General features: G+C 64.0%; 2 protein-coding genes and 2 tRNA genes. All 4 read left to right on the top strand.

All coding sequences use genetic code 11. The features are described 5' to 3' along the window. Positions 1-786: aminopeptidase (locus tag EOL86_14750; GenBank protein NCD26828.1), on the top strand; the 786-nt coding region annotated here is incomplete at its 5' end. 20 nt (positions 787-806) lie between these two features. Further along, complete coding sequence (gene thpR, locus EOL86_14745; protein NCD26827.1) at positions 807-1409, top strand: RNA 2',3'-cyclic phosphodiesterase; 603 nt, start codon at positions 807-809, stop codon at positions 1407-1409. Between the two features lie 16 nt (positions 1410-1425). Further along, positions 1426-1499, top strand: a tRNA-Gln gene (locus EOL86_14740). A 5-nt stretch (positions 1500-1504) separates the two neighbouring features. Then, positions 1505-1582: transfer RNA gene (locus EOL86_14735), tRNA-Glu, on the top strand.

The raw sequence follows: 1582 nt of genomic DNA, 5'->3' as shown, positions 1-1582 counted from the left end.
CGCGGCAGCGACACCCCGGCTAGGTTCATTGTCCTTGATTCCGCGCCAGACGCGGCCGAAAAGCCCCTGGTTTTTGTCGGCAAGGGCGTCACCTTCGACACCGGCGGCATTTCCCTCAAGCCCGCCGCCAAGATGCACGAAATGAAGGGCGACATGGCTGGTGCCGCCGCCATTCTCGGTCTGTTCAAAGCCCTTGGCCTGACCGGGAGCGCGCGGCGGGTGGTGGGGCTTTTGCCCTGCACCGAGAACGTGCCCGGCAGCCGGGCCACCAAGCCCGGCGACGTGGTCACGGCCATGAATGGCACGACCGTGGAAATTTTGAACACCGACGCCGAGGGCCGGCTCATTCTGGCCGACGCCCTGGCCTACAGCGCCCGGTTCGAGCCGGAAATCCTGGTGGATCTGGCCACGCTGACCGGTGCCTGCCTCGTTGCCCTGGGAACCAAGGTCGCGGCGGTTTTCGCCACCACGGCCGATCTGGATCAGCGCATCCGCGAAAACGGCAGTCTGGTCGGTGAGCGCTATTGGCCCATGCCCCTGTGGGCCGAGTATGCCGCGCCGCTCAAGAGCGAGGTGGCCGATCTCAAAAATATCGCAGTGCGCGAGGGCGGAGCCATTTTCGCGGCCCTGTTCCTGAAAAATTTTGTGCCCCAGGGTGTGGACTGGGCCCATCTGGACATCGCCGGCCCGGCCTGGACCGACGAGAACGCGTCCATATTCCGGCCCGGCGGCACGGGATTCGGTGTGCGCACCCTGTGGGAGCTGGTCCGGACATACACCGAATAGGACGCGGAGCACGGGCTGACATGCGCCTTTTTATCGATGTTCCGGTTTCCGGGGATTATGTCCGGATCATGCGCCGGATTCAGGACACGTGGCGGCCGCGCCTGGCTTCCCGCGTGTCCTGGACGCGGCCGGAACTGGCCCATGTGACCCTCAGGTTTTTGGGCGAGGTGGACAAGGATCGGGTGCCGGCCATTGGTGACGCCATGCGGGCGGCGGTGGGCAAGGGGTTTGTTGCCCAGGGCGGCAGTGGCGGCGTGTTCCCACGATCCGGCGCGCCGCGCGTGGTTTGGATCGATTTGGCGCAAGGGAGTTCCCAGTGCCGGGAGATTTGTACAAGGCTGGACCCGGCCCTGGTTCGGTTTGGATTTGCTCCTGAATCCAGGCCGTTTGTGGCGCATGTGACCATGGCCAGGGTCAAGGTCGCGGCAGGGCGGGACGACTGGCCGGGTTTGCTACGGGACCTGGGCGGGGTGTGGCCGCAATGGACCGTGGACCGCATCGTGCTGTGGCAAAGCGTTCTTGCCGCGTCCGGTCCGCGCTACACGATTGTCGACGAGGTCATGCTTGGAGACGGGGACCATGGGCGCAAGATTGGGATTGACAGTGAAATAGCCTTTCCATAAGGAGGCTTTTCCTTGCTGGGCGATCGTTCAACGGCAGGACAGCGGACTCTGACTCCGTCAATCTTAGTTCGAATCTAAGTCGCCCAGCCACATGCGTCCCCATCGTCTAGCTAGGTCCAGGACACCGGCCTTTCACGCCGATAACAGGGGTTCAAATCCCCTTGGGGACGCCA

It is taken from the genome of Deltaproteobacteria bacterium (genome assembly GCA_009930495.1).
GTDB lineage: Bacteria > Desulfobacterota > Desulfovibrionia > Desulfovibrionales > Desulfomicrobiaceae > Desulfomicrobium.
Note: the sequence above shows the minus strand (reverse complement) of the source record. Positions and strands in the feature narration are given on the sequence as shown.

What these genes read in the sequence shown, in the direction of transcription:
- thpR (NCD26827.1), top strand. Translation starts at nt 807, where the DNA reads ATGCGCCTTTTTATCGATGTTCCGGTTTCCGGGGATTATGTCCGGATC.